The organism is Streptomyces sp. NPDC033216 (assembly GCF_055577115.1).
Genome location: NZ_JBVIQK010000006.1, coordinates 195,226 through 220,578 on the forward strand (window position 1 = coordinate 195,226; position 25,353 = coordinate 220,578).

At 72.9% G+C, this 25,353-nt stretch carries 23 protein-coding genes; 5 read left to right on the top strand and 18 right to left on the bottom strand.

The window, feature by feature from the left end:
* Positions 1–87 precede the first annotated feature (87 nt).
* Together ACZ5Y0_RS14780 and ACZ5Y0_RS14785 are read left to right on the top strand one after the other, a co-directional pair.
* Positions 88–2,517 (top strand): glycosyltransferase, encoded by a 2,430-nt coding sequence (locus tag ACZ5Y0_RS14780; protein WP_469129041.1) that lies wholly within the window; start codon positions 88–90, stop codon positions 2,515–2,517.
* A 74-nt stretch (positions 2,518–2,591) separates the two neighbouring features.
* Complete coding sequence (locus ACZ5Y0_RS14785) at positions 2,592–3,242, top strand: hypothetical protein (protein ID WP_469129042.1); 651 nt, start codon at positions 2,592–2,594, stop codon at positions 3,240–3,242.
* Between the two features lie 4 nt (positions 3,243–3,246).
* On the opposite strand, the gene ACZ5Y0_RS14790 is transcribed toward ACZ5Y0_RS14785, so the two are convergent.
* Together ACZ5Y0_RS14790 and ACZ5Y0_RS14795 are read right to left on the bottom strand one after the other, a co-directional pair.
* Positions 3,247–3,540 (bottom strand): hypothetical protein, encoded by a 294-nt coding sequence (locus ACZ5Y0_RS14790; protein ID WP_469129043.1) that lies wholly within the window; start codon positions 3,538–3,540, stop codon positions 3,247–3,249.
* A 142-nt stretch (positions 3,541–3,682) separates the two neighbouring features.
* Positions 3,683–4,966: an adenylosuccinate synthase gene (locus ACZ5Y0_RS14795; RefSeq protein ID WP_467509935.1), complete on the bottom strand. Its 1,284-nt coding sequence runs from the start codon at positions 4,964–4,966 to the stop codon at positions 3,683–3,685.
* A 242-nt stretch (positions 4,967–5,208) separates the two neighbouring features.
* Here ACZ5Y0_RS14795 and ACZ5Y0_RS14800 point away from each other — a divergent pair, with 242 nt between their 5' ends.
* Entirely contained in the window at positions 5,209–6,045 is an 837-nt protein-coding gene (locus ACZ5Y0_RS14800) for a diacylglycerol kinase family protein (RefSeq protein WP_469129044.1), read from the top strand.
* 153 nt (positions 6,046–6,198) lie between these two features.
* Here ACZ5Y0_RS14800 and ACZ5Y0_RS14805 read toward each other — a convergent pair whose 3' ends face one another.
* From ACZ5Y0_RS14805 to ACZ5Y0_RS14820, 4 genes are all read right to left on the bottom strand, one after another.
* Positions 6,199–7,419 carry a cytochrome P450 gene (locus ACZ5Y0_RS14805; protein ID WP_469129045.1) on the bottom strand — a complete coding sequence of 407 codons (1,221 nt, stop codon included), beginning with the start codon at positions 7,417–7,419 and terminating at the stop codon, positions 6,199–6,201.
* A gap of 44 nt (positions 7,420–7,463) precedes the next feature.
* A complete protein-coding gene (locus tag ACZ5Y0_RS14810) occupies positions 7,464–8,129 on the bottom strand; it encodes a response regulator (RefSeq protein WP_469129046.1) in 666 nt (221 codons plus the stop codon).
* Positions 8,126–9,484 (bottom strand): sensor histidine kinase, encoded by a 1,359-nt coding sequence (locus tag ACZ5Y0_RS14815; RefSeq protein ID WP_469129047.1) that lies wholly within the window; start codon positions 9,482–9,484, stop codon positions 8,126–8,128. The genes ACZ5Y0_RS14810 and ACZ5Y0_RS14815 overlap by 4 nt, the downstream gene beginning before the upstream one ends.
* Positions 9,485–9,973: 489 nt before the next feature.
* A complete protein-coding gene (locus ACZ5Y0_RS14820; RefSeq protein ID WP_469129048.1) occupies positions 9,974–10,864 on the bottom strand; it encodes an alpha/beta hydrolase in 891 nt (296 codons plus the stop codon).
* A gap of 208 nt (positions 10,865–11,072) precedes the next feature.
* On the opposite strand from ACZ5Y0_RS14820, the gene ACZ5Y0_RS14825 reads away from it, so the two are divergent.
* Positions 11,073–11,681, top strand: a complete 609-nt coding sequence (locus tag ACZ5Y0_RS14825; protein WP_469129049.1) for a TetR/AcrR family transcriptional regulator — start codon at positions 11,073–11,075, stop codon at positions 11,679–11,681.
* Positions 11,682–12,015: 334 nt separating this feature from the next.
* On the opposite strand, the gene kynU is transcribed toward ACZ5Y0_RS14825, so the two are convergent.
* From kynU to ACZ5Y0_RS14880, 11 genes are all read right to left on the bottom strand, one after another.
* A complete protein-coding gene (kynU, locus tag ACZ5Y0_RS14830) occupies positions 12,016–13,203 on the bottom strand; it encodes a kynureninase (protein ID WP_469129050.1) in 1,188 nt (395 codons plus the stop codon).
* Complete coding sequence (locus ACZ5Y0_RS14835) at positions 13,196–14,026, bottom strand: tryptophan 2,3-dioxygenase family protein (protein WP_469129051.1); 831 nt, start codon at positions 14,024–14,026, stop codon at positions 13,196–13,198. The genes kynU and ACZ5Y0_RS14835 overlap by 8 nt, the downstream gene beginning before the upstream one ends.
* 229 nt (positions 14,027–14,255) lie before the next feature.
* Complete coding sequence (locus ACZ5Y0_RS14840) at positions 14,256–14,669, bottom strand: DUF3151 domain-containing protein (RefSeq protein WP_469129052.1); 414 nt, start codon at positions 14,667–14,669, stop codon at positions 14,256–14,258.
* 365 nt (positions 14,670–15,034) lie between these two features.
* Positions 15,035–16,555, bottom strand: a complete 1,521-nt coding sequence (locus ACZ5Y0_RS14845; RefSeq protein WP_469129053.1) for an MFS transporter — start codon at positions 16,553–16,555, stop codon at positions 15,035–15,037.
* 90 nt (positions 16,556–16,645) lie between these two features.
* Entirely contained in the window at positions 16,646–17,677 is a 1,032-nt protein-coding gene (gene fbaA / locus ACZ5Y0_RS14850; protein WP_469129054.1) for a class II fructose-bisphosphate aldolase, read from the bottom strand.
* Positions 17,678–17,822: 145 nt separating this feature from the next.
* Positions 17,823–18,374, bottom strand: coding sequence for an orotate phosphoribosyltransferase (pyrE, locus tag ACZ5Y0_RS14855; protein ID WP_469129055.1), 552 nt, complete (start codon positions 18,372–18,374; stop codon positions 17,823–17,825).
* Positions 18,375–18,384: 10 nt separating this feature from the next.
* Positions 18,385–19,173: an aldose epimerase family protein gene (locus ACZ5Y0_RS14860; protein WP_469129056.1), complete on the bottom strand. Its 789-nt coding sequence runs from the start codon at positions 19,171–19,173 to the stop codon at positions 18,385–18,387.
* Positions 19,174–19,230: 57 nt separating this feature from the next.
* Positions 19,231–20,073, bottom strand: a complete 843-nt coding sequence (locus ACZ5Y0_RS14865) for an SRPBCC domain-containing protein (protein ID WP_469129057.1) — start codon at positions 20,071–20,073, stop codon at positions 19,231–19,233.
* Between the two features lie 91 nt (positions 20,074–20,164).
* Complete coding sequence (locus tag ACZ5Y0_RS14870) at positions 20,165–21,727, bottom strand: polyamine aminopropyltransferase (RefSeq protein ID WP_469129058.1); 1,563 nt, start codon at positions 21,725–21,727, stop codon at positions 20,165–20,167.
* 205 nt (positions 21,728–21,932) lie between these two features.
* Entirely contained in the window at positions 21,933–22,475 is a 543-nt protein-coding gene (locus ACZ5Y0_RS14875; protein ID WP_469129059.1) for a DUF2617 family protein, read from the bottom strand.
* 379 nt (positions 22,476–22,854) lie between these two features.
* Positions 22,855–23,202 carry a hypothetical protein gene (locus ACZ5Y0_RS14880; protein ID WP_469129060.1) on the bottom strand — a complete coding sequence of 116 codons (348 nt, stop codon included), beginning with the start codon at positions 23,200–23,202 and terminating at the stop codon, positions 22,855–22,857.
* A 142-nt stretch (positions 23,203–23,344) separates the two neighbouring features.
* On the opposite strand from ACZ5Y0_RS14880, the gene ACZ5Y0_RS14885 reads away from it, so the two are divergent.
* Entirely contained in the window at positions 23,345–24,541 is a 1,197-nt protein-coding gene (locus ACZ5Y0_RS14885; protein ID WP_469129061.1) for a pyridoxal phosphate-dependent aminotransferase, read from the top strand.
* A 186-nt stretch (positions 24,542–24,727) separates the two neighbouring features.
* Here ACZ5Y0_RS14885 and ACZ5Y0_RS14890 read toward each other — a convergent pair whose 3' ends face one another.
* Complete coding sequence (locus ACZ5Y0_RS14890) at positions 24,728–25,258, bottom strand: YbjN domain-containing protein (protein WP_469129062.1); 531 nt, start codon at positions 25,256–25,258, stop codon at positions 24,728–24,730.
* Positions 25,259–25,353 lie beyond the last annotated feature (95 nt).

Below are 25,353 nucleotides of genomic sequence, written 5' to 3' on the forward strand. Positions count from 1 at the left end.
CCCGAGTCCCGCCGAACCACCCGGTCCCGCCGAAGCACGGAGCCCCGTCGGAGCACGGAGTCCGGCGAAACTCCCGCCTCCCGCGCCATGACTGGCTCTCAGGCGGTCCCCGACCTCTCCGTCGTCGTGCCCGCCTACAACGAGGAACGTCGGCTCGGTCCCACCCTCGACGCACTCGTCCGGCAGCTCGCCGCAGCCGAGGACCGGTGGGGCAGCTGGGAGATCGTGGTCGCCGACGACGGCTCCACCGACGCCACCCGCGAGATCGTCGCCCTGCGCCGCGACGGCCGGCTGCGGCTGATCACCAGCCCCCGCAACCGTGGCAAGGGGCACGCCCTGCGGCTCGGCGTGGGTGCCAGCCGGGGGCGGCGCGTGCTGATCACCGACGCCGATCTCGCCGTACCCGCCGACGAACTGGAACGGCTCGACAAGGCGCTCTCGGAGGGCGCCGCGGCGGCGGTGGGCTCCCGTGCCGTGCCGGGATCGACGCTGGGCGTCCGCCGGCACCCGGTGCGCGAGCTGCTCGGCAGCGCCGGCAACCTGCTGATCCGCACGACGACCGTGCGCGGGATACGCGACACCCAGTGCGGATTCAAGCTGTTCGACGGCGACAAGGTCCGCGCCGCGTTCGCCGCGTCCCGGCTGGACGGCTGGGCCATCGACGTGGAGGTGCTGCGCCACTTCCAGCGGGCGCACTGGCCGGTCGCCGAGGTCCCGGTGCACTGGTCGCACCGGCCCGGCTCCAAGATCCGCCCGCTGGACTACCTCCGCTTCCCGCGCGACCTGATCCGCCTGCGCCTGCCCGCCCCGAGAGCCGCCGACACCGCTGCCGCCGCCCTCTTCCTCGCACTGGCCGTCGCGCTCCACGCCGGCCGCTTCTTCGACCCGGCCCACCGCTACCTCACCGACTCCCTCCAGGACCAGAACCAGTGGGAGTGGTTCTTCGCGGTGACCGCCGACAACATCGCCCACCTGCGGAACCCGCTGTTCAGCGACCTCCAGGGGGTCCCCGACGGCGTGAACCTGATGGCGAACACCGCCATGCTCGGCCTGTCGGTCCCGCTCACCCCGGTCACGCTCCTGTGGGGTCCGGCGGTCGCCCTCAGCCTGGCGACCACGCTGGGCCTCGCGGCCACCGCGGCGGCCTGGTACCGGCTGATCCGGCGTCGGCTCGTGCCGCAGCGCGGTGCGGCCTTCGCCGGGGCCGCGCTGGCCGCCTTCGCTCCGCCGATGGTCAGCCACGCCAACGCCCACCCCAACTTCGTCGTCCTGTTCATGATTCCGGCGATCATCGACCGGACCCTGCGGCTGAGCGCGGGCACCCGGGTCGTCCGCGACGCGGTGATCCTCGGCCTGATGGCGGCCTACCAGGTCTTCCTCGGCGAGGAGGCCCTGCTGCTGGCCGCGCTGGGCATGCTCCTGTTCGCCGCCGCCCACGCCGCCGTACGGCCCGGCGAGGCGCGCACGGCCGCGCGCCCCCTGCTGCGCGGCCTGGCGATCGCCGCGGCCGTCTGCCTGACCCTGGTCGTCTACCCGCTGGCCTGGCAGTTCTCCGGCCCGCAGAGCTACACCCACCTCGACCACGGCCCCGGTGCCGCCAACACCGTCCACGCCCTGCTGACCTTCGCCGAGCGGTCCCTCCTCGCGGGCGACGCCGACCGCGCGAACGCCCTCTCCCTCAACCCGACCGAACAGAACGCCTTCTACGGCTGGCCCCTGCTCCTCCTCGCCCTGGCGATCACCGTCGGCCTGTGGCGCCGGCCCGTCGTCAGGGCGCTGGCGTTCACCGCGGCGGCCGCGGCCGTCCTCTCCCTGGGCCCGCGCGTCCACGTCCCACTGACCGACGCCGAGGTCCCCGGCCCCTGGGCACCCCTGGCCGGCCTCCCGCTACTGGAATCGGTCATCGTCAGCCGCGTCGCGATGATCTGCGCGCCCGTCCTCGGCATGCTGCTCGCCCTCGCCCTCGGCCGGCTGGCGAGCGCCCGCTCCCCGCGCACGCGGTACGCCGGACTCGTCGCCGTCTGCCTGGCCCTGCTCCCCCTCGTCCCGGCCCCGCTGAGGTCCGAGCCGCGCGCCGAGGTGCCCGCCTTCTTCACCGGCGGCGCCTGGACGGCGTACGTGCGCCCCGGCGAGTCCCTCGTGCCGGTGCCGCTGCCCGATCCCGCCGCGGCGGAGGCCCTGCACTGGCAGACCACGGCCGGCCTCGGCTTCCGGATGCCGGGCGGCTACTTCAACCGGCCCTACGGCGACGGCGACCGCAGCGGCGTCTACGGCGTCCCGCTGAACTGGACGGCGAGCCTGCTGAAGGACGTGCGCGAGTCGGGCGTCGCCCCGGTGATCGGCGACCGTGCGCGGGAGGAGGCCCGCCGGGACCTCGCCCACTGGCGGGCGGGCGCGCTCGTGCTCGCCCCGCAGCCGCACGACGGGCCGTTGCGGACCACGCTGGACGAGCTGGTGGGCCGCCCCGGTACGTGGGTGGCCGGAGTGTGGGTATGGGACCTGCACGAAGGGAGCTGACGCAGGACGCACCGACTACCCTTCCCAGTTCGGGCAAGCAATGACCGCGCGACACCCTGAGTGAGGAGCTCTCTTTGGCCTGTGACCTGTGGCTGGTGCCGCTCGTCGACGTGTTGTGCCACACCCCCGACAATCCCTTCGCCGAGGAACTCGCGCAGTACAACAAGGTGCTCGCCGAGTCGGGCCTGCCGCCCGTGCCGGTGTACCAGTACATGCCGGGCCTGTCCGGAGACGTCGCCCCCGTGGCCGGCTTCGACTACGACGCCCTGCACTTCCTGCGTCGCGCCTACCTGCTCCAGGTGTGCGGACTGCCGGTGACCCCGGTCGACGACCTGGGGGGCGACTACGAGCAGCTCCTGGAGATGTTCGAGTCGACGGCCCAGCAGTCCCACCTGGTCTGGCACTACGACCACGCGGGCGCCTACGTCCCGGTGGACTTCCCGCACCCCCTGTCCAACGACGAACTCCTCGCCGGGGGTGGCCCGCTGGGTTCCGCCCAGTCCCTGCTGCGCGAACTGGAATACGTCGCCCCGTCGATCGGAATCGACCCGGCCAACCCGCCGGCCGCGCCGCAACCTCCGGCCGCCCCGACCGACCTGGAGGAACCGGCGGTCGCGCCCCCTTACGACCCGAGCCCGTTCGCCCGCGAACGGCACGTGTGGCTCGGGCTGCACGCGGCGGCCACGCGAAGTCTGGCGCAGGGTTCGATGATCGTGTTCAGCTGAGCCGTCAGCGGCCGAGCTGGGACAGGCCCCTCTGCACGTCGTCGAGGTTCATGATCGGCGTGTAGGTGATCTCCGCGCCGAGGTTGAGGAAGAACGGCTCGCTGATCGCCGGCATCTGGGAGCTGTCCTGCATGTCGAAGACCAGGAAGGCCGTGCGCTTCCCCTGGTCGGACGTGAAGTAGGCCGCCTCGGGCTTGAGCTGTTCCACGAACTCCTGGATCAGTTTCGGCAGGGTGCCACTGCGGATCGCCTCGTTGGCCTTCTCCGTGTCCATCCGGGCCTTGAGCAGTACGCGCATCGCGCTCACCTTCTTCTGGTCGACGCGCGAGGTTCTGTTCTCAGCGTATGCCTGTTCGCGTCACATCTCCCGGTGAGACCGACGGCCGCCCCGCGTGAGCGGAAGGCGGCCGTCGACTGGCCCTGTCGGCCCCTCGGATGCCTCAGATGAACGAGTTGATCTCGATCGTCTCGTCCCGGCCCGGACCCACGCCGATCGCGGAGATCGGGGCGCCGGACATCTCCTCCAGCGCCTTGACGTAGTCCTGGGCGTTCTTCGGCAGGTCCGCGAAGGTCTTGGCCTTCGTGATGTCCTCGGACCAGCCCGGAAGGGTCTCGTAGATCGGCTTCGCGTGGTGGAAGTCGGACTGCGAGTACGGGAGTTCCTCGACGCGCTTGCCGTCGATCTCGTACGCCACGCAGACCGGGATCTGCTCCCAGCCGGTCAGGACGTCGAGCTTGGTGAGGAAGAAGTCGGTCAGGCCGTTCACGCGGGTCGCGTAGCGGGCGATGACCGCGTCGAACCAGCCGCAGCGGCGGTCACGGCCGGTGGTGACGCCCCGCTCGCCGCCGATGCGGCGCAGAGCAGCGCCGTCCTCGTCGAACAGCTCCGTCGGGAACGGACCGGCGCCGACCCGGGTCGTGTACGCCTTGAGGATGCCGATGACCCGGCTGATCTTCGTCGGGCCCACGCCGGCGCCGGTGCAGGCGCCGCCCGCGGTCGGGTTCGACGAGGTGACGAAGGGGTACGTGCCGTGGTCGATGTCCAGGAGCGTGCCCTGGCCGCCCTCGAAGAGGACCACCTTGTCGTCCTCAAGGGCCTGGTTGAGCACCAGGACCGTGTCGGCGACGTACGGGCGGAGCTTCTCCGCGTAGCCCAGCAGCTCCTCGACGACCTGCTCGACCGCGATGGCACGGCGGTTGTAGAGCTTGGTCAGGAGCTGGTTCTTGACGTCGAGCGCCGCCTCGACCTTCTGCTCCAGGATCGACTCGTCGTACAGGTCCTGTACGCGGATGCCGACCCGGTTGATCTTGTCGGCGTAGGTCGGGCCGATACCCCGGCCCGTGGTGCCGATCTTCCGCTTTCCGAGGAAGCGTTCCGTCACCTTGTCGACAGTCACGTTGTAGGGCGTGATGATGTGCGCGTTGCCGCTGATGAGCAGCTTCGACGTGTCGACGCCTCGCTCGTTCAGACCGCTCAGCTCGGAGAGCAGGACCGACGGATCGACGACGACTCCGTTTCCGATGACGGGCGTACATCCGGGCGACAGGATTCCGGAAGGGAGGAGATGCAGTGCGTACTTCTGGTCGCCCACGACGACCGTGTGGCCGGCGTTGTTGCCGCCCTGGTAACGCACCACATAATCCACCGAGCCGCCGAGCAGGTCGGTGGCTTTTCCCTTGCCCTCGTCACCCCACTGAGCACCGAGCAGCACAAGTGCGGGCACGCGCGTACACCCCTTCCGGGTGGGGCATGTCCAGGGTCAGGGGCGTACGCGGAGGCTCTCACCACCGCGTGCACCACGACCGTCGTCGGTCGCGGTACCGCGACCGTCATCGGCCGCCACGCGACCGTCGTCGGTCGCACACCGTCGGACCCGGATGCCCCGGAATAGACGAAGCCCCTGGCGCAATAGCGCAAGGGGCTCTTGCACAAAGATGCTACCCGAGGAAGCGAGGCAGGACCGAGGTGGCGACTTTCGCGACGCCGGACCAGCTGCTGGTGATCATCGATCCGGTCGCCCGGAGGACGGACGGCGAGTCCGTACGGATCGCGAAAGACGTGCTCAGCGCGGGTGCGGCCGCGAAAGTGTGCCTCCCCGAGGACGCGGAGGAATTCGCTCGCGTCCTCGCGCGCCGCGGCTCGCGGCGGCCGGTCGTGATCGGTGACGACCGTGCGCTGATGCGGGCGGTGGCCCTGCTGCACCGGCAGCGGGAGCTGACCGACTGCGTGCTGTCGATGGTGCCCGTGGGCAGCGCCCTGAGCGTCGCGCAGGCCCTGGGGGTCCCCCTGGGGGCGGTCGCGGCGGCGCGGGCCGTCCTGGACGGCGCCGAGCGGCGCCTGGACCTGCTCGTCGACGACAGCGACGGGGTCGTCCTGGGCACACTGCGGATCCCGCCGCTGTCCGGCCAGGACGACCGGCGGGACGCGGGCGGCGTACGGCCGTGGCTGCGGACCTGCCGGTCCCTCGTCCGCACCCTGGTCCCGTCCCGGCCGGCCCCGGCCCCGTCGGTGCCCGGCCCCACGCGGCTGCGGGTCGAGGTCGACGGGGTGACGCTGGTCGACCTGGACCAGCCCGTGGAGGCGGTGTCGGTGACGCCGGACGCCTCCGGCACGGCGTTCGTGGCGGTCCGGCCGGTCTCGGTGGGCGCGGAGGCGTCCCCGCTGGAGGCTCGTGGCCGCACGGTGACGGTGTCCGGAGCTGACTTCCGCTACCGGGCCGACGCGGCGGTGGCGGGGCCGGTACGGCGGCGGACGTGGGTGGTGCGCGAGGGCGCGCTGGGACTGGTGCTGCCGGGGCGGTGAGCGAGGGGCGGTGTCGGAGGCGGGCGGTGTCGGAGGCGGGACGGGGACGCAGGGGGGCGGGGGCGGGGGCTCGCCCTGGGCTCAGGGCTCAGGGCCCAGGGCTCAGGGCTCAGGGCCCTGGGCTCAGCTGGGACTCCGCGCTCGCGCTCGGATTCAGCCGATCTCCACCGTGAGCCCCTTCAGGCCTCTGATCACGAAGTTGGGCGTGCGTTCGGGCTCCGCCGCCAGGCGCAGCGTGGGGGCCTTCGCCAGGAGGGCTCCCATCGAGGCGGCCAGCTCGATGCGGGCGAGGGGGGCGCCGATGCAGTAGTGGATGCCCGCGCTGAAGGAGATGTGCGGGTTCTCCCCGCGGGTCAGGTCCAGGCGGTCCGGGGCGGCGAAGACCGCGGGGTCATGGTTGGCGGAGCCGAACAGCATCGCGATCTCCGCACCCCGCGGGATCACCGTGCCGTCGATCTCGATCTCGTCGAGAACCCAGCGCTCGAAGAGCTGGAGCGGGGTGTCGTAGCGCATCAGCTCCTCCACGGCGGAGGGGACCAGGGAGTGGTCGGCGCGCAGGGCCGCCAGCTGGCCGGGGTTGCGGAACAGCGCCCACCAGCCGTTGACCGTGGCGTTCACCGTCGCCTCGTGGCCCGCGTTCAGCAGGAGCACGGCCGTCGAGATCATCTCCTGCTCGGTGAGCCGGTCGCCCTCGTCGTGCGCCGCGATCAGTCCGGAGATCAGGTCGTCGCCGGGCTCCTTGCGGCGGGCCGCGATCAGCTCCCGCAGATACTCGGAGAACTCCACCGACGCGCGTACCGCCCTGCGGGCCGTCTCCTGCGAGGGGCTCAGCTCGTACATCCCGCAGATGTCCGCCGACCAGGGCCTGAGCGGGGCCCGCTCCGACGCCGGGATGCCCAGCATCTCGGCGATCACCGCCACCGGCAGCGGTTCCGCGACGTCCGTCAGCAGATCGCCGCCGCCGGCCGCCACCAGCCCGTCCACCAGCTCACCGGCCAGCCGCTCCACATACGGCTTGAGCCGCTCGACCGTGCGCGGGGTGAACGCCTTCGACACCAGACGCCGGATCCGGGTGTGGTCCGGCGGCTCCAGATCGAGCATCCCGTGGTCGTTCAGCGTGTGGAACGGCTCGTGCTCCGCCGGGGGCGCCGTCCGTCCGAAGTCCTCGTGGGTGAAGCGGTGCTGGTAGGTACGTCCCAGCCGCCGGTCCCGCAGCAGCGTCGAGACGTCCGCGTGGTGCGGCACCAGCCACTGGTCGGTGGGCTCGTACCGGATGACCCGGCCCCGCTCCCGCAGCTCGGCGTACGCCGGGTAGGGGTCGGCCACGAACGCCGGGTCCCAGGGATCGAAGCGAAGGTCGTCGACTGCTGCCATGACCGGACGCTAGCCCGTCACCCCCGCCGCTGACCAGGGGTGCCTCATCCCGGTCTCACCAACCGCGCCTCGTACGCGAACACCGCCGCCTGGGTGCGGTCCCGCAGGCCCAGCTTCACCAGGATCCTGCTGACGTGCGTCTTGATCGTGGACTCGGCCACCACCAGCCGCCCTGCTATCTCCGCGTTGGACAGGCCCTGCGCGATGAGGACCAGCACCTCCGTCTCGCGCTCGGTCAGGTCGCCGTAGGACGCCTGGGCGCCGCGGGGCAGCCGGGGGCCGTCGGTCAGCTTGGAGAACTCGGTGATCAGGCGCCGGGTGACGGACGGGGCGAGGAGGGCCTCCCCGGCGGCCACGATCCGGACGCCGTCGGCGAGCTGGCGGGCGGAGGCGTCCTTCAGCAGGAAGCCGGAGGCTCCGGCGCGCAACGCCTGGTAGACGTACTCGTCGAGGTCGAACGTGGTGAGGACCAACACCTTCGCCGTGCCGTCCGCGGCCACGATCTCCCGCGTCGCCTCGATGCCGTTCAGCTCGGGCATCCGGATGTCCATCAGCACGACGTCGGGGGCCAGTTCACGGACGCGGTCCACCGCCTCGCGTCCGTTGACCGCCTCCCCGACGACCTCGATGTCCGGCATCGCGTTCAGCAGGACGGAGAAGCCCTCGCGGACCATCATCTGATCGTCGGCGATCAGCACTCGGATCGTCATGCCGCACCGTCCCCCACCGCGGCCATCGGTACCGGAAGGAAGACCGCCACCTCGTAACCACCGTCCCGTGTCGGCTCCGCCGTCATCTCGCCGTTCAGCATGGACACCCGCTCCCGCATGCCCGTGATGCCGTGCCCCGCCCCCGGTGAGGGCTTCACCAGGGAGGGCTTGGGCGGCGGGCCGTTGACGATGCGCAGACCCAGCCCGCCGAGCACGTAGCCGATCTCCACGCTGGCGCTCGCGCCGGGCGCGTGCCGCAGGGTGTTGCTCAGGGCCTCCTGCACGATCCGGTACGCCGACAGCTCCACACCCTGCGGCAGTTCCCGCACCGCGCCGGTCACCACCTTCTCGACCGGGAGGCCGGCCTCCCGCACGTTGGCCAGGAGCCCGTCCAGCTCGGCGAGCGTGGGCTGCGGGGTGTCCGGGGCCTCGTAGTCCTCGGCGCGGACCACGCCCAGGACCCGGCGCAGCTCGGTCAGGGCCGCGACCGCGTTCTCCCGGATCGTGGCGAACGCCTTCTCCAACTCCGGCGGCGGGTTCTCCACCCGGTACGGGGCGGCCTCCGCCTGGATGGCGACGACCGACATGTGGTGGGCGACCACGTCGTGCAGCTCGCGGGCGATCGTGGTGCGCTCCTCCAGCAGCGTGCGCCGGGAACGCTCGTGCGCGGTCACCGTCTGCTGGGCGGTCACCTCCTCCTCGGCCTGCCGGCGGATGTGCCAGACGGTGACGGCGAGCAGGATGAGCGCGGAGAGAACCAGCATCGGCGCGACGTTGGTGCTGTAGTGGCCCCAGCTGAAGGCCGTCTCGGCGACGAAGCCGTAGGCGAGGGTCAAGAGCCACATCCAGGCCGCCGTGCGCGGCCGGGTGCGTATCGCCACGACGGCCAGCACCACGAGGTGGGAGACGAAGCTGCCCGGCAGCCACGGCCAGTCGCTCCACGCCGTGCCGATGGCGGCGACGAGTGTCGTCGACACCAGCGACAGCCAGAACGCGCCCGCCGGGCGGATGAGCGTCAGCAGCACGGGGGCCAGCGCCAGCAGCCCGCACACCAGGCCCGTGACGCCGCCACCGCCGTCGGCCAGGGAGACCAGCAGGGCCAGCGCGCCGGCCGCCCCGACCAGCGCGTGCCGGGACCAGGTGGCGTACACCCGCTTGCGGCCGGTCAGCCGGCGGGTGATGCGGCCGTTGGGCTCACGGCGGGGCAGGGGGCGGTAGGCGAAGGCATCCTCGAAAAGGTCCTCCCGCAGCCCCCGCAGGGCGCCCATGGCCGCCCGGATCTCCGGGCTGCGCGGCCGGTAGGTCGCGTACGGATCGTCCGGCGGCGTGGTGTGCGTCTGGGTCGTCTCGGTCACATCAGAACCGTAGGCGGAGAGGGGGCGGCGGTCGTCACCAGTGAGACGGGTTCCGCCGGGTCCGTCTCAAGTACTACGGGTCGGTGCCCGTACGCCGGTCCCACCGGGAGGTCGGTATCCGGCGGGTCTCACCAGCCCCGACGACTCGTAGGTGACGGCCGCGAGGTGGGCGAATCGAGGTGGGTGACCGCGGCGCCGGGTCCGCCGTCCATCGACGCCCGACGGCCCGCCCAGGCCACCAGCACCGCCGTCGCCCACGACTCCGCCCCGCCGCACAGGCCACCTGGACCGCCGTCGCCCACCACTCCGCCCCGCCGCACAGGAGCCACCCCGGGCCCGCCCGGCCCTCGGGCGTCCCTCACGGGCCACGGGTCCGCGGCCGTCGCTCGCGTCCCGCCGGGGCTCCGTCGTCGGCGGCCGCTCCCCGTCACCAGGGGTGCGACGGGGAGCCCCACCACAGTGGCCCGGTCCTCCCTCCCCGCGCACGACTCACCACGCCAACTGGGCGATCTCCTCCGCCACCACCGCGCACGCGTCGGCCACCGGGTCGATCAGCGGGAAGTGACCCACGTCCTCCAGCAGCGTCAGACCCACCACCTCGCCCGCCTTCGCCGCCGCGTCCGCGTACGACTCGGCGACGGCCTCCGGGACGATCAGGTCGGTGCGGCCCTGGACCAGGGTCGTCGCGATGCCGGTCGGCAGCAGCAGCGTGGGGTCGGCGTACGGCCGCCGTTCACCGAAGTGGGCCGGTCCGCCGACCAGTTGGTGTGCCGCCCCGCCGCACACGTCCAGCTTCTCGGCGACCTCGAAGTCGGCGATCGGCGCGAGGGCGACCACGCCGCGCAGCGGGGGCGGCCCGTCGAGGCGCCAGGGGGCGCCGGCCGGCAGGACGTGCCGGGCCGCGGCCCACAGAGCGAGGTGGCCGCCCGCCGAGTGCCCGGTGAGCACCGTGCGGCGCAGGTCCGCCTGCGGCAGTGTCTCCCGGACGAGGGCGGGCAGTGCGTCCAGCGCGGCGGCGACGTCGTCGAAGGTGTCGGGCCAGCGACCGGCGACCGGCGCCCCGCCGACCGGCCCCGCGGGCACCCCTTCGGGCGCCTCCTCGCCCCGTCGGTACTCCACGTTGGCCACGGCGAAGCCCCGCCGCGCCAGGAAGACCACGAAGGGCGTGATGTGCCGGCGGTCGTACGGCGCCCGCCACGCCCCTCCGTGCAGGACCACCACCAGCGGCGCGGGGGCGGTCGTGCCGCGCGGAGCGTAGAAGTCGATCAGCTGGTCGGGATGGTCGCCGTAGGCGGCGGTGGAGTCGGGCTCGACCACCGGATGCGAGAAGGCCGACTCCTCTTCGGCGGCGGCCCGGGCTGCGACGACGTCGTCCGGCATGCTCCAACCTCTCAGCGACAAAACGGAATTGGACGGAACGGTGATGGCGGACCCGGTGAAGAGGCGGCCGTTGGCGGGGACGGTATCAGGCCCGTGACGTGCGCGGACACGCGGATGTCACGCTCGGTAAGGGGCAAACGGTTCTGCTGTTTCGTTACGCTGACGTCCTGGGCGCGATGCCCCCCGTACGTGCACCAAGGAGGCCGTTATGTCCGTAGAGCCCGGCACCGTGCGTCCCGGAGGGCGTACCGCGCGTGTGCGTGCCGCCGTGCTCCGGGCGGCCGGGGACGCGCTGGTCGAGGAGGGGTTCGACCGGCTCGATCTCGCGGACGTCGCGCGGCGGGCGGAGGTCGGCAAGACGACCGTGTACCGGCGGTGGGGGTCCGTGACGGGGCTGGTCACCGATCTCCTCGCCGAGATGGCGGAGACGTCGTCGCCCCGTGAGGAGACCGGGGCGGTGCTGACGGATCTGCTGGCCAACGCGGGGCTCGTGCAGCGGACGTTGGCCGATGTCCGCCAGGGGGCGCTGTTCCGGGCGGTGATCGCGGCGGCGGCCTGTGACCCGCGCACGGCGGAGGCGTTGCGGCGGTTCTACGAGGTGCGGGTCGCCGAGTGGGCGCCGTGCGTGGATCAGGCGGTCGCACGAGGGGAACTGCCCGTCGGGACCGACGCGGAGGCAGTGGTGCGGGCGGTGTCGGCGCCGCTGTACTACGAGTGGCTGACCGCGGGGGTGGTGCCGGACGCTCCGGCCGCGGAGCGGGCTGCGCGGGCTGCCTGTGCCGCCGCCGCGGCGGGGGTGTACGTCGCTTCTCGGTGACCGTGCGCCGGGGGTGGCCGGGGGGGGAGGGCGGTGGGCGTCCACCCTGCGACGACCGGGAGACGCGACCGTGGGGAGGCGGGCGTCCACCCTGCGACGACCGGGAGACGCGACCGTGGGAAGGCGGGCGTCCACCCTGCGACGACCGGGAGACGCGACCGTGGGAAGGCGGGCGTCCACCCTGCGACGACCGGAAGGGGTGACGGCGGGATGGTCCCCTGTCCTTCCCCCCTCCCGCCGGCGGAAGCACTCTCCTCGAGCCGGCAGCCGCGCCAGCGACACGACTGCCGTCGGGGCGGCGGCCCCGGCAACCGGGCCGGCGCCGCCCGGCGGCTCAGCCCCCCAACACCTCCCCCAGGACCCGCCCCGCCCGTTCCACGTCCGCGAATCTGACGTACAGCGGGGTGAAGCCGAAGCGGAGTACGTCCGGGTGGCGGAAGTCGCCGACCACTCCGCGTGCGATCAGGCGGCGCATCACCTCGCCCGCGTCGTCGCAGCGCAGGGCGATCTGGCTGCCTCGCTGGTCGTGGGGGAGCGGGGTGAGGCACTCCACCGTGCCGTCGGGGACGTAGGAGGCGACGCACTCCAGGAAGAAGTCCGTCAGCGCGAGCGACTTGGCGCGGACGGCGTCGACGGACACGCCCTGCCAGACCTCCAGCGCCGCCTCCAGGGCGAGCATCGACAGGATGTCCGGGGTGCCGACCCGCCCGCGCAGGACGCCGGGGGCGGCCTCGTAGCCGGGACGCATGCCGAAGGGCTCGGCGTGCGAGTTCCAGCCGGGCAGCGGGGAGTCGAAGCGGTCCTGGTGGTCACGCCGTACGTACAGGTACGCCGGCGAACCAGGACCGCCGTTCAAGTACTTGTAGGTGCAGCCGACCGCGAGGTCCACGCCGTGCTCGTCGAGGCCGACCGGCAGCGCGCCCGCGCTGTGGCACAGGTCCCAGACCGCGATCGCGCCCGCCGCGCGCACGGCGGCGGTGAGGGCGGGCAGGTCGTGCAGCCGTCCGGTGCGGTAGTCGACGTGGTTGAGCAGCACGGCGGCCGTACGGCCCGACAGGGCCGCCGGCACCTCCGCCGGGGCCACCGGCCGCAGCGTCCGACCGGTCAACCGGGCCGCCGACGCGGCGATGTAGCCGTCCGTGGGGAAGGTGCTCGCGTCGACGAGGATCTCGTCCCGCTCCTCCCCCGCCAACCGGACCGCGCCCACAACGGCCTTGAGGACGTTGACGCTGGTGGAATCGCCCACGACGATCTGCCCGGCGGCGGCGCCCACCAGCGGGGCGATCAGGTCGCCGATCCGCTCGGGCGCGGTCCACCAGCCGCTCTCGTCCCAGGAGCGGATGCGCAACTCGCCCCACTGGCGGCGGACGACGTCGTCCAGACGGCCGGGGACGGACGCGGGCAGCGCGCCCAGCGAGTTGCCGTCGAGGTAGACGACCTCGTCGAGGACGAACTCCTTGCGCTTGCCGGCCAGGTCGTCGCTGGAGTCCAGCTCCAGGGCCGTGAGGGAGAGGTCAGACATGGGAGCGCGCCGTCCACAGTTCGGGGAAGACGTTCTTCTGCGCGCGCTTCTCCAGCCAGGCCACGCCGGCCGAACCGCCCGTGCCCGTCTTCGCTCCCATCGCGCGGCGGGTGGCGACGAGATGGTCGTTGCGCCATCGCCACACCAGCTCGGCGACGTCGGTCAGCGCCTCGCCGAGTCGCGCGAGTTCGTCGGACTCGTCGCCCGCGTAGAGCGCGGTCCACACCGCCTCGACCTCCGGCGACGGCTGGTAGCGCTGCGCGACATCACGCGTCAGCACGGCCTCCGGTACGGCGTGCCCGCGCCGGGCCAGCAGCCGCAGGACCTCGTCGTAGAGGCTCGGCTCGTGCAGCGCCTTCTCCAGCTCGGCGTGCACACGCGGCGCGCCGCGGTGCGGGACGAGCATGGACGCGGACTTGTCGCCGAGCAGGAACTCCATGCGGCGGTACATCGCGGACTGGAAGCCGGAGCCCTCGCCCAGCGCGCTGCGGTACGCGTTGAACTGAGCCGGCGTGAGCTGTCCGAGCGGCTTCCAGGAGGCGTTCAGCGCCTCCAGTTCCCGTACGGAACGCTTCAGCGCGGCGACGGCCGTCGGCACGTCGTCCCGGCGCAGGGCACCGGCCGCGGTCTCCCACTCGTGGACGATGACCGTGAACCACAACTCCATCACCTGGGTCGTGACCAGGAAGACCATCTCTCCGGGATCGTCGGAGAGGGTGTGCTGGAGGTGGGTGAGCACGTCCGCCTGGACGTAGTCCTCGTACGGCGTCGTGCCTGCGAAGTCGAGATGCGGGGTCTCGGGCTCGTGAGCCTCGTGGGACATCGCTGTCTCCTGATATGTACTCCGGGTAGCGGTCCGCCCCTGCCGTTACCGACACGGGGGCCCCGGTCCCCAGGAGGCATCCTCCGCAATCGTCACCCGAAAGTGCAAGGCCCGCCCGGTCACATCGGGCGGGCCGTACCCCGGAAGCACCAGCCGGGCGCCGACCTGCGACCGGCCCGGTCGGGCCGGGGTCCGGTCCGGCCCAGTCAGGCCGAGTCAGGTCCCGGGACTAGCCCAGCGTCTGGGCCGCCGTCGGCGAGGAGTCCTTCAGGAACTGTGTGCAGCGCTCGTACTCCTCCTGCTCGCCGATCGATCCGGCGGCGCGGGCGAGGGCGTGCAGGGCGCGCAGGAAGCCGCGGTTCGGCTCGTGCTCCCAGGGCACCGGGCCGTGACCCTTCCAGCCGCTGCGGCGCAGGCTGTCCAGGCCGCGGTGGTAACCGGTGCGGGCGTAGGCGTACGACTCCACGACGCTCCCGCGCTCGAACGCGTCGTCGGCGAGCCGGGCCCAGGCCAGGGAGGACGTGGGGTACTTCGCGGCGACGTCGGCCGGGGCCGTGCCGGCCGCGAGCAGTTCGCGGGGCTCGGGGTCGTCGGGGAGGTGGGTCGGGGCCGGTCCCCCGAGAAGGTTTTCGTGAATGGACATGGGTCCAGTCTGGGGGACCCGCCAGGGTTCACGCCGCCGGGGTTGCCATGACAGCCCGGCGCTGCGGCCCCGGAGCTCCCCGCGCACCCGAGCAGCCCCGCCCGGCATCCCCGGCAGACGTCGCCCCGCGCCCCACCCGGGCAGCCCCAGGCCCCACGCCGGACCCACCCAGGACGCCCGGCGGACCCGCCCGTACCTCCCCCGGCCCCACCCCGCACTCGATCGCCCCCGCCCGAGGCCGCTCCGGACGGGACCCGCAGACCCGACCGACCTCACCCCGGCCCTCTCCCCACAGGACGACGGACCTCCCCCCGGCTCTCTGGCCGGACGCCCCCCCCGAGTCCGCTCTCGCCCCCCACGCCCTCTCAGCCCCGAACACCCCGCCCGCTGTCCCCCGACGCCCCCGGATCGCCGGGCCCGACCGTCAGCCGGCCCTCCGCCCGCTCCCCCTCCAGCGGCGGCGCCAGGACAGCCACGTGCGTTCTGCACTCCGGGCGGCGGCAGCCCGGGGCCGGGCGGCGTACGGTCGTGAAGGCGATCACCGAGCCGACGACCAGCGCGCCCGCGCACAGCGCCATCGCCCGGCCGAACGCGTCGTCGAAGGCGTCGGACGAGCGGTAAGCCTCCGCGCCCATCCCGGTCAGCAGGGGCAGCGCGGCCACCGCGACGAGGCCCGCCGCCCGTGCCGCCGCGTTGTTGACGCCGCTGGCGAGGCCCGCCCGAGAGACGTCGACGGAGGCCAGGACGGTGGCCGTCAGCGGGGCGACCAGGGCGACCAGGCCGAGGCCGAGGACCAGGACGGCGGGCAGGACGTCGGCGGCGTAGGAGGCGTCGGGACCGACCCGGAGCATCAGCAGCATGCCCGCCGCGGCCAGCAGCGGGCCGACCGTGAGCGGGATGCGCGGGCCGATCCGCTCGGCCAGCTGACCCGAGCGGGCGGAGAGCAACAGCATGAGGACGGTCGTCGGCAGGAGGGCCGTACCGGCGCCGAGAGCGGAGTAGCCGGCCACGACCTGGAGCTGTACGGCGGACAGGAAGAAGAAGCCGCCGAGGGCCGCGTACACGCACAGGGTGACCAGGTTGACGGCCGTGAACTGGCGGGACGCGAAGATGGCGGGCGGCATCATCGGGTCGGGGCGGCGCCGTTCGACGTACCAGAAGGCCATCGCGGCGGCGAGTCCGGCCACCGCCGTCACCACCACGGTCAGGGACCCCTCGCCCGCCTCGGTCAGCGCGTACGTCACGAGCGCGAGGGCGACGGCGCCCAGCGCGGCGCCCAGGACGTCGAAGTGGCCGTGAGCCTTTCCGTCGCCGGACTCGGGGACGTGCCGCAGGGCGACGGGGACGCACAGCAGGGCCAGCGGCACGTTGAGCAGGAACACCCAGCGCCAGCCGGGGCCGTCGACCAGCCAGCCGCCCAGGAAGGGCCCCACGGCCGCGCCGACGCCCCCGAAGCCCGACCACAGGCCCACGGCGCGGCTCCGGTCGTCGCGGTGGAAGGAGGCCTGGATGAGGGCGAGGGAGCCGGGGGTGAGGAGCGCGCCGCCGACGCCCTGGAGGGCGCGGGCGGCGATCAGCACGCCGGCGTTCGGTGCGAGCCCGCACAGCAGGGAGGCCACGGCGAACCAGACCACGCCCACCACGAAGATCTTGCGCCGGCCGTAGCGGTCGCCGAGCGAGCCGCCCAGCAGGATCAGGCCGGCCAGCGTGACCAGGTAGGCGTTGGCCGTCCACTGGAGGGCGGCGAGGTCGGCGTCCAGGTCGCGGCCGATGCGGGGCAGGGCGATGTTGACGACGGTCGAGTCCAGCAGGGCCATGCTGGAGCCGAGAACCGTGGTGAACAGGATCCACTTGCCCTGGGACGAGGCCAGCCGGACGTCGGACATGGACCCAGGTATACCGCGAGCCCGGCACCGAAGCACCGGGCTCGCCGCACAGCCGACACCACCTGCCGGGAGACTCCCGGCCGCGGACCGCTACTTGATCTTCGTACCCGCCGACCGCAGGTTCTGCGTGGCCTCGACGACGCGCGCGGCCATGCCGGCCTCGGCCAGCTTGCCCCAGGTCCGCGGGTCGTAGGTCTTCTTGGAGCCGACCTCGCCGTCGACCTTGAGGACGCCGTCGTAGTTGCGGAACATGTGGTCGACGACGGGACGCGTGAAGGCGTACTGCGTGTCCGTGTCGAGGTTCATCTTGACGACGCCGTTCTCCAGCGCGGTCGCGATCTCCTCCGCGGAGGAGCCGGAGCCGCCGTGGAAGACGAAGTCGAACGGCTTGCTGCCGGCCGTCTGACCGTACTTGGCGGCGACGCCGTCGTTCAGCTCCTTCAGCAGGTCCGGGCGGAGCACGACGTTGCCGGGCTTGTACACGCCGTGCACGTTGCCGAAGGACGCGGCGAGCAGGTAGCGGCCCTTCTCGCCCAGGCCGAGGGCCTCGGCGGTGCGGATCGCGTCGTCGACCGTCGTGTACAGGGAGTCGTTGATCTCGTGCGAGACGCCGTCCTCCTCGCCACCGGTCGGGGTGATCTCGACCTCGAGGATGATGTTCGCGGCGCGCGCCTTCTCCAGCAGCTCCTGCGCGATGGAGAGGTTGTCGGCGAGGGTCTCGGCGGAGCCGTCCCACATGTGGGACTGGAACAGCGGGCCCAGACCGGCCTCGACGCGCTTGCGGGAGATCTCCAGCAGCGGACGTACGTACCCGTCGAGCTTGTCCTTCGGGCAGTGGTCGGTGTGCAGGGCGACCGTGACCGGGTACTTCTCGGCGATGATGTGCGCGTACTCCGCCAGGGCGACGGCGCCGGTCACCATGTCCTTGCTGTACTGACCGCCCAGGAACTCGGCGCCACCGGTCGAGATCTGGATGATGCCGTCGCTCTCGGCCTCCGCGAAGCCGCGCAGTGCCGCGTTGAGGGTCTGGCTCGAGGTGACGTTGATGGCCGGGTAGGCGAACTTGCCTGCCTTCGCCCGGTCGAGCATCTCGTTGTAGACCTCGGGGGTTGCGATGGGCATTCGTCCGCTCCTTGAGTGTGCGGGTTGGCGTTCTGGGAGTTACGGCCCTGACCTAGACCTTGGGTGCGACGTCATCGTCGTCCCCATCTTTCCAGACATGCGCGATCGGTCCATGCGCCGGTCAAGTCCAGGTCATGGCGGCTCGTCAGTCCAGACCCAGTTCATCCTTCGAGAAGGCGAACAGGTACGGCACGCCCGCACCCTCCTGGATCTTCTCCGCGGCACCGGTCGCCCGGTCCACGATGGTCGCGACGCCCACCACCTCGGCGCCCGCCTCGCGCACGGCCTCCACGGCGGTCAGCGGAGAGCCGCCGGTGGTCGAGGTGTCCTCGACCACCAGGACCCGGCGCCCCTTGATCTCGGGACCCTCCACGCGCCGCTGCATCCCGTGCGCCTTCGCCGCCTTGCGTACGACGAAGGCGTCCAGCCTGCGGCCGCGCGCGGCGGCGGCGTGCAGCATGGCGCCCGCGACGGGGTCGGCGCCCATGGTCAGCCCGCCCACGGCGTCGAAGTCCAGCTCGGCCGTCAGGTCGAGCAGCACCTGCCCGACCAGCGGGGCGGCCTCGCCGTCGAGGGTGACGCGGCGCAGGTCGATGTAGTAGTCGGCCTCCAGACCCGAGGAGAGCGTCACCTTGCCGTGCACCACGGCCTTGTCCTTGATCTGCCGCAGCAGTGCGCCGCGTACGTCGTCCGTCATGCCCCTCAGCTTAGAGGCGGGTCCAGGCCCAGGTGGTCGTGGCCTCCAGCGGCTCCAGGGGCGTGACCAGGCGCGGGAGGGTGTTCAGGCCGTTCGGCGGGCCGGTCTGCGGTTCCACGCACACGGCCGCCTCCTGCTCGTCGTAGACGACGACCCACTTCAGCGGGCTCGTCACCGCCAGCCGGAGCCGGCCCGGCCAGGTCAGGGCCACGGAGACACCGTCGGGCATGCCGAAGCAGTCGTCCCAGGGGCCGGGTTTCGGCTCGGTCCGGTCGCCGGTCGGCAGGTGGTCCTCGCCGCGCTCCTCCTGCCAGGCGGGGTCGAAGGCGACCTGCACGTCCTCACCCCCGAGGTTGCGGTTGAACCAGGGGTGCCAGCCGATCTGCGCCGGGAACGACGAGCCGTACGTCTCCACCGCCATGGACAGCGTCAGCGCGTCCTCGGTCAGTGCGACGATCTGCGTGACCCGGCCGGGGTAGGGCCAGGGGTCGACCAGGTCGTACGTCAGCACGGCCTCGTCGGCCGACCTGCGGGCCACCTTCCAGGCGCCGTCGCGGACGGTGCCGTGGATGGCGTGCGGCGGGGAGTTGAGCGGCATCTGGTGGACGACCGCGCCGTCCCGGAAGCGGCCGTCCCTGATCCGCCCGCACCAGGGCACCATCGGGAAGCAGCCGAAGCGTTCTCCCTGCCGCAGCAGTTCCGCTCCGCCGACGCGCAGCCCTCCGACCCGCCCGCCGTTGCCGGGCTGGACGGTCACCTCCGCGTCTCCCGCGGTCAGCGTGAAGTCTTCGTCACTCACGGGACGACCCTATCGAGGTGATCAAGGGGGCGTCGGGCGTCACCGGGGCGTTTCAGGTCATCGGCGGCGCCGCAGCGCCCGCCCGACGACGATCGCCGAAGCCAGCGCGAGGGCTGCGGCGGGGGCCGCCCAGCGCAGGGCGTTGTCCCGGGCGACGGTCTGCGGGGCCGGGACCGGGGCGTACCGGCCGCGCGGCGGGGCGTGGTCCACCTCCTCGGCACTGCGGCCGATCATCGTGCGGCGCGCGTGCGCGGCCTCGGCCGGGGGCACGCCGGGGTCGGGGAACTCGGCGACGGCGTCCGCCACGTGCACGTCCTCCACGTCCTCCACGTCCTCCACGTCGTCCGGTTCGTCGACGTCGTCCGGTTCGTCCGCGTCGGCCGAGCCGTTGACGGATTCGAGGCCGTCGGGGTCGTCGAGGACCGGCGGGGGGATCTCGGTCTCCGAGACGGTGGCCGCGGCGGGAGGTTCGACGACCGCCGCCTCCGCCCCGAGGTTCCCCGCCCACCGGTCCAGCAGTCGTGCGGCCGCCGAGTCCACCGCGTCCGCCGGCAGTTCCGCGATACGGCCGTCCGCGGTCGCCGTACCCGCGAAGCGGAGCGTGGACGCCCCGTCGGTCTCCCGCAGGACCAGTGTGAGCGCCAGCGTGACCGTGCCGGAGCCGCGGGCCTCGGTGGCGTCGCCCTCGACGGCGTACGCACCGTCCTCGCGGGTGGTGACGCGCAGGGTGCCGCGGTAGGTGATGGTGTGGCCTCCGACGCGCAGCTTCAGCCGGCCCGCGACGGGCTCGGTGCCCGCGTCCTGCTGGAAGCCGGGGAGTGCCCGGGCCACCTGCGCGGGGTCGGCGAGGGCCGCCCGCAGTCGCTCTGCCGGAACCGGAACGAACACCTCATGCTCCATAAGGGCGGAGCCTACCCAGCGGGTCCGGGAAAGCACCCTCCGAAACCTGGATCGCCACCGCCCGCGCACCGGCGAGGCGTACCCTGCGCGCTCAGTACCGGGGGTGCACCAGCGTGGAGGTCCGCAGCCCCCGCGGCCCCGTGCGCAGCGCCCGCTCGCCGGGCCCGAGCCACAGGTCGGGGCGGGCGGCGGTCGCGGCCAGGACGAAGCCCCAGTCGCCGTTCGCCCGGTAGGGGGCGGTGCGCAGGCCCGCCGCGCGCATCGTCGTCTCGACCGTCCAGAAGGCGTGCGGCCGGGTGTCGACCGGGCCGGCGTGGACCGCGAGCCGGCCGCCGGAGCGCAGGGCGCGGCGGGCGAGGCCGTAGAACTCCTGGGAGTACAGCTTCGTGCTGGCGGTGATGCCGGGGTCGGGCAGGTCGGCGATCACCACGTCGTAGGTGCCCGGCGGGGTCGCGCGCAGGTGGCGGAAGGCGTCGCCGACGGTGACGCGGACGCGCGGGTCGTCGATGGCGTGACCGTTGAGACGGGACAGCCCGGGGTCGGTGCGCGCCAGCCGGACCAGGGCGGGATCGAGGTCGACGACGTCGACGCGGTGGGTGCCGGGGCGGCGCAGGACCTCGCGGGCGGTCAGTCCGTCGCCGCCGCCCAGGACGAGCACGCGCGCGTGGGGGCCGCTCATCGCGGGGTGGACCAGGGTCCGGTGGTAGCGGAGCTGGTCGTGGCCGCCGCCGCGGAGCCGGCCGTCGAGGTAGAGGGCGAGGGGACGGCCGCGGGTGCCGCCGGTGAGGACGATCTCCTGGACGGCCGTGTGCAGGGCGACCCGGACGTCGTCGCCGTAGACGGCGTGGCGTGCCGCCCGTTCGAAGTCGTCGACGAGGGCGGCGGCGGAGGCGAGGACGGCGAGGACGGCGGCGTTGGCGACGAGGAGGAGCCAGCGGGTGCGGGGGGTGAGGTCGCGGCGGAACAGGCCGAGGACGAGGGCGCCGCCGGCGACCACGTTGACCGCGCCGGTCAGCAGGGAGCTGGTCAGCTGCCCCAGGAAGGGCAGCAGCAGGAAGGGGAACGCCAGGCCGCCGACCAGCGCGCCCACGTAGTCCGCGGCGAAGAGGTCGGCCACCGCGCCACCCGCGTCCTGGCGGCGGACGCGTTGGATCAGCTCCATCAGCAGGGGGACCTCGGCGCCGATGAGGAGTCCGATGGCGAGGCAGAAGGCGACGAGCAGGACGCGCGGACCGTTCGCCCACATGCCGTCCCAGTCACCCGTCCAGGCGAAGACGGCGTACAGGGCCATCGCGCTGCAACCGCCGATCAGGGCGAGGGTCAGCTCGACGGCGGCGAAGCCGGCTGCGGCGAGGCGACGCAGCCGTTTGGCGGCGAGGGAGCCGATACCCATCGCGAAGACCATGACGGACAGCACGACGGAGGCCTGGGTGACCGAATCACCCATCAGGTACGAGGCGAGGGCGACGAGTTCGAGTTCGTACACCAGACCGCAGGCCGCGCAGACGAACACGCACACGAGGACCAGGAACCGTCCGGTGTCCGGCCCGACGGGCAGCCGCGTGGGACCGTGCCGGGGCGGTGAGCCGGGCGGGGCGCCGGACATCACGCCGGGCGTCACGCCGGGTGGGGCCGGTGCGTGCGGTTCGATCACGACTGCGACGTTACGTCACGAGAAGGGAACGCTACGTCACCCACACGTGTGGAACTCTGTGTCGATCAGGCGCCGTGTGTTTGAGGCCCGCGCTTCAGCACGGCCAGTGCTCTCACGCGGTTCGGATCGTCGGCACCCTCCCGCTCCGGCAGGCCCGTCGGCACGCGCGCGCACGGTTCGGACCATCGGCACACACGCGCCGAGTTCAGCCCGTCGGCACGCGCGGGCCCCGCTCCTTCGCCGGCACGCGCGCACCCACCCGCGTTCGCGTCGCCACCAGTTGCCCGTCCTGCGGGTAGGCGTGCCAGGTCCGCCAGTGCACATGGCCCTCGTGGCGCTGTGCGAGCAAGGCCGTGAAGGCGTGCGGGCTGCCCGGGAAGACGCCCGCGAGGCCGTTCGGATGGTCGGAGACGAGAGCCAGCAGTTCCTGGGCCCGGCCCGCGAACTGGTCCGGCGGCAGCACCTCGACGCGGGCGGCGAACTCGTACTCCCAGTCGCCGACCCGTTTGGCCACGCCGAGCGGGAGGGGTGTGCTGCCGCCGGGGAGGCACGCGACCGTCTCGGAACAGGTGCCCTGCTCCTCCTCCAGCAGTACCTGGTGCGAGGCACCGAGCAATCGCAACTGGAGTTTGGTGCCCGACAGTTGGAGGTCGAGCGTGGCCAGGGCGGGCAGCGGCTCACGCCCCAGGGCCCAGGCCAGGTCGGCCGCGCAGGTGTCGGTGTAGGAGGTGTTCAGGGTCGTGAGCATGACTCGGCTCCGCTAGAACGCAAAGAGAGGAAGGGTCCGGCGCGCCCCGGTGACTCCCGGGGAGGGCGGCCCCGGCCGGCCCGACATGGGGGGGGAGCGTCCGCGCGGGACGTCCGAGGGTCCGAGGGGGCTGCGGTGGTGGTTTAGAGGGAATCATGAACTGTGGTGACGCCACAGCGTTTTTACCCAACTTCGTGGGGTTTCCATCCCTCAGAGGGTTGCTCAGCTCACCTGTTCAACCTCGGCGTACGCCGTGCGGCCCGGACTCGCTCCCGCGCGCCCCGCACCCCGGACATGGTGCGACCGCGGGGCGCCCTCGGTCAGGGGACGGCCCCGCGGCCCGGATGCGGCTCCCCGTGGGGAGCTCAGCTGCCCCGTGTCAGCTGCCTCCGCCGCATCCGCCGCCTCCTCCCCCGCAGGACGAGCCGCCGCCGCAGGACGACGAGGATCCGCCGCCGCAGGAGTGACCGCCGCCCGAGTGACCGCCGGAGTGGCTTCCGCCGGAGTCGTTGCCCGAGGAGGAGCTGCACGCCACGGCGGCCCCGCCGCCGGCGGCCCACCAGCTGCTGCCGCTGTCCCCACTGCTGCCGCCGCCTCCCCCGCGCGAGCGGGAACCGGGCCGGGACGGTCCCCGGTGTCCGGCGGTGATCCTGCGCACGGCCGTGACGATCACGGCCACCAGCAGGACCACGACTGCGAGTACCGCCAGGATGATGCCGACTGCCATGGCTCCACCCTCCTTCCGAATCCCCCGAAGCGGCCCCCCGTGGGCGCCTCGCGCAACCGGTGCGACCGGTGCGTGAACGGGGGATGCCCGCCTGCCTCACCGGCCAAAGCACACTTGAGGAAGTCCAGAGCTTCGGCGCAGGATGACCGGCATGACCTCCACCGCGCGCCCCTTCCTCAACCGCCGTCTCGCCGAGTTCGGGACGACGGTCTTCGCCGAGATGTCCGCGCTTGCCCTGCGGACCGGGTCCATCAATCTCGGCCAGGGGTTCCCCGACACGGACGGGCCCGAGGAGATCCGCGAGGCGGCCGTACGGGCGCTGCGGGACGGGCGCGGCAACCAGTACCCGCCGGGTCCCGGCGTACCCGAGCTGCGGACGGCGATCGCCGAGCATCAGCGCCGCCGCTACGGCCTGACGTTCGACCCGGACACGGAGGTCCTGGTCACCGCGGGCGCCACCGAGGCGATCGCGGCCACTTCGCTGGCCCTGCTGGAGCCGGGGGACGAGGTCGTGGCGCTGGAGCCGTACTACGACTCCTACGCGGCCTGCATCGCCATGGCGGGCGCGGCGCGGGTGCCGGTGACGCTGCGGCCGGACCCCGAGCGGGCCCGGTTCCGCCTCGACCTCGACGAGCTGCGCGACGCGGTGACGGACCGCACACGTCTGCTCCTGATCAACACCCCGCACAACCCGACCGGCACGGTCCTCACCCGCGAGGAGCTGACCGCGATCGCCGAGCTGGCGGTGGAGCGGGATCTGCTGGTCGTCACCGACGAGGTGTACGAGCACCTGGTCTTCGACGAGGCCGAGCACGTGCCCCTCGCCACGCTGCCGGGGATGCGGGACCGGACGGTCACGATCGGCAGCGCGGGCAAGACGTTCTCGTTCACCGGCTGGAAGGTCGGCTGGGTGACGGCCGCGCCCGCGCTGGTGGCGGCGGTGCGCGCGGCGAAGCAGTACCTGACGTACGTCTCGTCCGGCCCGTTCCAGTACGCCGTCGCCGAGGCGCTGGCCCTCCCCGACACCTATTTCGACTCCTTGCGCGCGGACCTGCTGGCCAAGCGGGACCTGCTGGCGTCGGGCCTCACGGAAGCGGGCTTCGCGGTCCACCGCCCGGCGGGCACGTACTTCATCACCACCGACATCCGCCCCCTCGGCGAATCCGACGGCTTGGCCTTCTGCCGGGCCCTCCCGGAGCGGGCGGGCGTCGTCGCCATCCCCAACGCCGTCTTCTACGACCACCGGGAAGCGGGCGCGCCCTTCGTCCGGTTCGCGTTCTGCAAGCGGACGACGGTGCTGGAGGAGGCGGTGAAGCGCCTGAAGGCGCTGGCGGGATAGCGGTGCGCGCTCACGGGTGGGGGGCCCGTGCCCCGTCCACAGCCCGTGACGGGGTACGGCCCGTCCACAGCCTGTGGACGGGCCGGCCTCGCGGGCCCGTACGGCGAGAGCCCGGCCCTGGCTCGCGACCGTGGTGCGGTCGCGGCCCGGCCGGGCTCTCCTTCGCCTTGGGCGTGCGGCGATCGGCTACTCGTCGTCCGCGGGCTTGTCCGCTTCCTCGGCCGACGCCGACTCCAGGCCCAGCTGCTCCACGAGCCACTTGTCGAACTCGATGGCGGCGCGCACCCAGCTCACCGTCGAGGAGACGAAGAACTCGAGGTTGACGCCGGCGCCGATCAGCATCTGCGTCTCGCCGATGAGGCGGACGGTGCCGTCGTCGTGGGTGTGGGTGTAGACCTTGGGCCACAGGGTGCGGCGGTTCCAGTCGTCGATGGCCTCCAGCAGCTGGGGCTTCTCGTCGATCTGGTGGGGCCGGTCGAAGAACGTCCGCACCGAGTAGACCGCCTGGTCGCCCTCGCCGCGGAACATGAAGTACGTGCGGAATTCCTCCCACGGCGCCGCGAGGTCACCCTCGTCGTCGACGACGTACTTCAGCTCCATCTGGTCGAGGAGCTGCTTCACGAGGTCCTGATCCGGAACGACGGGGCCCGCCGGTCCCTGGGGCTGCGGCTCGGGCTGGCCCCCGAAGTTCGGAATCGAGGACGGGTCGATGGTCACCGTGATTTTCCCTTCGTACGGATCCCGCCATCCTCCCCCATGCGGGGCGGGGGGTGGCAACCCCCGCCCCGCATGGTTCACCTCCGGTTGGCGAA

Bases quoted from the DNA above. Each gene is read 5' to 3' on its own strand.
- ACZ5Y0_RS14780 (WP_469129041.1), top strand. From the start codon at position 88: ATGACTGGCTCTCAGGCGGTCCCCGACCTCTCCGTCGTCGTGCCCGCC.
- ACZ5Y0_RS14790 (WP_469129043.1), bottom strand. From the start codon at position 3,540: ATGCGCGTACTGCTCAAGGCCCGGATGGACACGGAGAAGGCCAACGAG.
- ACZ5Y0_RS14805 (WP_469129045.1), bottom strand. From the start codon at position 7,419: ATGGCAGCAGTCGACGACCTTCGCTTCGATCCCTGGGACCCGGCGTTC.
- ACZ5Y0_RS14810 (WP_469129046.1), bottom strand. From the start codon at position 8,129: ATGACGATCCGAGTGCTGATCGCCGACGATCAGATGATGGTCCGCGAG.
- ACZ5Y0_RS14820 (WP_469129048.1), bottom strand. From the start codon at position 10,864: ATGCCGGACGACGTCGTCGCAGCCCGGGCCGCCGCCGAAGAGGAGTCG.
- ACZ5Y0_RS14825 (WP_469129049.1), top strand. From the start codon at position 11,073: ATGTCCGTAGAGCCCGGCACCGTGCGTCCCGGAGGGCGTACCGCGCGT.
- kynU (WP_469129050.1), bottom strand. From the start codon at position 13,203: ATGTCTGACCTCTCCCTCACGGCCCTGGAGCTGGACTCCAGCGACGAC.
- ACZ5Y0_RS14835 (WP_469129051.1), bottom strand. From the start codon at position 14,026: ATGTCCCACGAGGCTCACGAGCCCGAGACCCCGCATCTCGACTTCGCA.
- ACZ5Y0_RS14840 (WP_469129052.1), bottom strand. From the start codon at position 14,669: ATGTCCATTCACGAAAACCTTCTCGGGGGACCGGCCCCGACCCACCTC.
- ACZ5Y0_RS14845 (WP_469129053.1), bottom strand. From the start codon at position 16,555: ATGTCCGACGTCCGGCTGGCCTCGTCCCAGGGCAAGTGGATCCTGTTC.
- fbaA (WP_469129054.1), bottom strand. From the start codon at position 17,677: ATGCCCATCGCAACCCCCGAGGTCTACAACGAGATGCTCGACCGGGCG.
- pyrE (WP_469129055.1), bottom strand. From the start codon at position 18,374: ATGACGGACGACGTACGCGGCGCACTGCTGCGGCAGATCAAGGACAAG.
- ACZ5Y0_RS14865 (WP_469129057.1), bottom strand. From the start codon at position 20,073: ATGGAGCATGAGGTGTTCGTTCCGGTTCCGGCAGAGCGACTGCGGGCG.
- ACZ5Y0_RS14875 (WP_469129059.1), bottom strand. From the start codon at position 22,475: ATGCTCACGACCCTGAACACCTCCTACACCGACACCTGCGCGGCCGAC.
- ACZ5Y0_RS14880 (WP_469129060.1), bottom strand. From the start codon at position 23,202: ATGGCAGTCGGCATCATCCTGGCGGTACTCGCAGTCGTGGTCCTGCTG.
- ACZ5Y0_RS14885 (WP_469129061.1), top strand. From the start codon at position 23,345: ATGACCGGCATGACCTCCACCGCGCGCCCCTTCCTCAACCGCCGTCTC.